Below are 3,609 nucleotides of genomic sequence, written 5' to 3'. Positions count from 1 at the left end.
TGAATTGAAAAAAAAGATTCCTTTAAATCGACATTGAACTTGATCTGCTCGAACACCATAATGGTTTTTTGACCGGGTTTGTCTTTCGGAATCATCTCCAGATGGGTTGGCATCATACGGTCGTCCATCTGTTTGATGTCTGAGAGTATTTCCGTGTTGATCAGTTCGTCATCTTCATCGTAGTATTCAGCTTTAAGCCACAGGTAATCGTCTTTGGTGACCCACATTAGGATTTTGCCCCATACTACTGCTGCATCCTCGTGCGGAATTAACTCAATCTTGTAGCACGAGTAACCTTCAAGCTGTTCTGTGCCCAATAGTTTGTGATCGTAGTCTTTTACCAATGATGATTCTTTTACCAGATCATCATTCGTAAAGTCGGAGCCCATCCAGGATTGCATCATCATGGACGGTGGAATTTTGATTGTTCGTTCAATGCTGGGCATCCAGTTCCACATTTCATTTTGGCGTTTCAGGAATACTTGTCCGCGCTCTTTTGCCGGTGCTGTGATATAAATCAATGAGTATCCGGTTCCTAAAGTCCAGCTTTTCATTTCGATGGTGCGAGACCAGTTCGAGCGTTGAATCGTCATGCTCATTGTTCCCTCGCTCGATTGTCCCCTGAACTTCTCATCGGCCTGGCGGACAATAGTTGTAACATCGGTTTCCTGGGCATAAGTAAATCCGCTTAGGAGGATGAAGATGAATAATGTCAAATTTCGTTTCATAGTTGTGTTGTTTTGCCTGTTTTAACGATTCGGAAAATTCCGTCAATTACTTGTTTTTTCATTTGCTCAAGCGGAAATACACCAGGTGCTGCAACGGCATATAAAAAGGCCCCTTCAATCATCATGCTGATGATCATTAAATCACCTTTAGGATCGGTATTCCCTTTGCTTTCCAGGAATTGATAAATCAGGGTGAAAAATGGTTCTGCAGCTTGTACATAGCGTTCGGTAAAATTTTCTGCTATTTGTGGTTGAAGCATTAAGGAGTAAAAAAGCTTCCAGTGTTGAATGTCCTTACTGACCTTTTCAAAACTTTGCTCGATGAATTCGATCAATTCTTCATCAGTAACTGCCGTAGCGCCGGGGTTGACCGTGAAGTTTGAGATTTCGTCGAAGCCTTGATCAATAACTGCATTTAAAAGCTCGTTCTTGCTTTCGAAATAATTATAAGCTAATCCTTTCGATATTTTTGCTTGCCGGGCAATCTGGCTCATCGAAGTTGCATGAAACCCATTTGTCGCAAAAAGTTCCAAGGCAACATCCATGATCATTGTTCGCTTTTCTTTTCGTATTTCTTCAAATTGTTTTTCGGTGCGCGGCATGTTAATTTGTTTTGTTTTTTGACTGACCGGTTGGTCAAAGTTAGTACACGCTAAAATAAAATCCAAGTATATTAGCGAATAAATGACCAATTGGTCATTTATAAAACGGACAGGTTGAATTCGCCATGTGGATTACACGGGATGAGAATTAACAGGCTATTTCCCCGCTTGTTTCTGCATCATCTCCACCGGAAAGCTTTTAGTCGCTTCGCCGGTATAAATACTTACATGCGGGAATGGAATTTCGATACCTTCACGGTCGAATGCTTCTTTAATTTCAATGATGACGCTGTTTTTCACATCCCGGTAATTGTTTTTTTCAAACCAAACAGCGAATAAAATATCGATGCTGCTGGCTCCGTAGCCTTGCAATAAAATAAGTGGTTCCGGTTCTTCCAGGCAGAGTGGATTTTTACGGGCAACTTCCTGCAGAACTTCAAAAACCTTTCGAAGATCTTCTTTGTATGCTACTCCAACAGTGATGTCCATCCGGCGAATGGGGAAGCGGGTAACATTGATGAGTTCGTTGCTGATAACTGTTTGGTTAGGGATGCGAAGCAGTAAGTTGTCGTAGGTCCGTATTTTGATGCTTAGCAGATCGATGGAATAGACCGTGCCTGCTTTATCGCCAATTCGGACAATATCGCCCAGTTCAAACGATTTTTCGGATACCAGGAAAAAACCACTGATAATGTTCCCAATACTTGTTTGAGAGGCCACACCAATAACGATACCAACAACTCCGGCCGCCCCGAACAAAGCAGTAATGTCGAATTTGAGTTCCCGGAGCACCATGAAGCTTAAAAGGGTATAACCGGTGTAAATGATAATCCGGTTGATAATCATTCGCGACTGTTTCGATAAGCGATGGGTGATACTTCGCTTGACTAAAAAGGCAACGCCCTGAATGATGATTACCGAGATTAAAACCAAAAATGCTAGCCGGATAACTTTATCGAGCGTATCAAGATTGAAGTATTTGGGAAAGTCGAAATTCATAGCTGTTATTTTGTCCGATTAAAGCTGAGTCATTTGTTTGATAACATGGAAGCTGTGTCCCAAAATTGTCCGGTTGGAAGTTAGTCGGGCTTTCGCCAGTTGACGCGGGCTGGATCCGTGTACCAGTTTATCAGTGGTGAAATTTAATTGGGCTGTTTGGCCTTGTCCTTTAAACTCGACGGTTTCCAGGTCTGAAATCAGCTTATTATCAATCCAGTAGATGTTCATCAGGTCTACTCGAATTAGTAAGCGTTGCAGGTCTAGCAATTGCTGGCTGTTATTCTGAATATTGACAGGCACGATAACTTCGTGATGATTTACATTTAGTTCTTCCGCTTGCATGGCAAAACGGGAGCCAACTGTAAAAGCAGGTGTTCCGCTGTCGGGTTCGCCAAACCAGGTGTCGCTCAATCGTTCCGTTTCAAATTCGCATAGTAAATTTTCATTTTCAACCTGCTTGTAATAAAGTTGAATGTAGGATGGAACGGCTAAATAAATGCGCAACGTTTGATGTGGCCGGATACTAATTTTTTTATTGCTGCGGAAAACAACAGGTTTGGTTGGCATAGCGGGAAGAATGTACAAACTTGATGAACGTCCGGTTTGGAAGATTTGTGCATCGTTCATCGGAGTTTCAATACTGGTTTGCTCCACCGTCAGTTCGGGAGCCGGTTCTTCTTGCTTCTCCTGTTTAATAATCCAACCATCGGTCATATGTTGAAGCCAAAGCGAACAGTAAGCACTCTTAATGTGCATGAGTTCCTTTGGATTTCCTTCGTGTTTCCCCCAGATTTCTTGTTTTTGCGGCATAGTGCTTCATTGATGCTTTACACAAAAATAAGTTTATTTTGAATGAATCCATATAGCACTGGTTGTTTCCCTCAAAAAACAAAATTGATTCCAGTGAATCACCAACAGGAATGAAGGTGGAGGAAAACAAGAGAAGGCAGTTGAAAACAATTGAAGACAATCGAATGGAGATGGAAGCTTGCCAGGAGCGAGACCAGCCTTTTTTTGTCGAAGGTGAGAAGCGAAAGCTTAGTGAAACCGCTATTCATGGAGCTTGCAACTCGAAACCTGGAATTTTGAGGGTTGACGGATTGATGGAGCTTCAAGTTGAATCAAATTCCAGACTTAAAATTCCAAATCTCAAAAAGTATTCGGTCCCAGCGTTCAGCTCCAATAACCCGCAACCCGCAACAACCCCTTACCTATAAAGAGGTAACTATAACAGAAACTTGGAACTCGAAACTCGAAGGATGGCTATTCTGATAGTCTTT

The 3,609-nt window shown here is 42.1% G+C and carries 4 protein-coding genes; all 4 read right to left on the bottom strand.

Features of this window, described 5'->3' with window-relative positions; translation table 11 throughout:
* The coding region (locus AC37HE_RS15705) for an outer membrane lipoprotein-sorting protein (protein ID WP_500783862.1) at window positions 1-728 on the bottom strand (728 nt) is incomplete at its 3' end.
* Entirely contained in the window at window positions 725-1,330 is a 606-nt protein-coding gene (locus tag AC37HE_RS15700) for a TetR/AcrR family transcriptional regulator (RefSeq protein WP_500783860.1), read from the bottom strand. The genes AC37HE_RS15705 and AC37HE_RS15700, both read right to left, overlap by 4 nt.
* Window positions 1,331-1,486: 156 nt before the next feature.
* Complete coding sequence (locus AC37HE_RS15695; RefSeq protein WP_500783859.1) at window positions 1,487-2,329, bottom strand: mechanosensitive ion channel family protein; 843 nt, start codon at window positions 2,327-2,329, stop codon at window positions 1,487-1,489.
* Window positions 2,330-2,347: 18 nt separating this feature from the next.
* Complete coding sequence (locus AC37HE_RS15690; protein ID WP_500783857.1) at window positions 2,348-3,139, bottom strand: DUF432 domain-containing protein; 792 nt, start codon at window positions 3,137-3,139, stop codon at window positions 2,348-2,350.
* Window positions 3,140-3,609: the final 470 nt, after the last annotated feature.

This window comes from Mangrovibacterium sp. (assembly GCF_059905295.1).
This window is presented reverse-complemented; position numbering and strand designations above follow the sequence as displayed.

Excerpts from the sequence above, each read along its gene's own strand:
- AC37HE_RS15700 (WP_500783860.1), bottom strand. The coding sequence starts at position 1,330 with ATGCCGCGCACCGAAAAACAATTTGAAGAAATACGAAAAGAAAAGCGA.
- AC37HE_RS15690 (WP_500783857.1), bottom strand. The coding sequence starts at position 3,139 with ATGCCGCAAAAACAAGAAATCTGGGGGAAACACGAAGGAAATCCAAAG.
- AC37HE_RS15695 (WP_500783859.1), bottom strand. The coding sequence starts at position 2,329 with ATGAATTTCGACTTTCCCAAATACTTCAATCTTGATACGCTCGATAAA.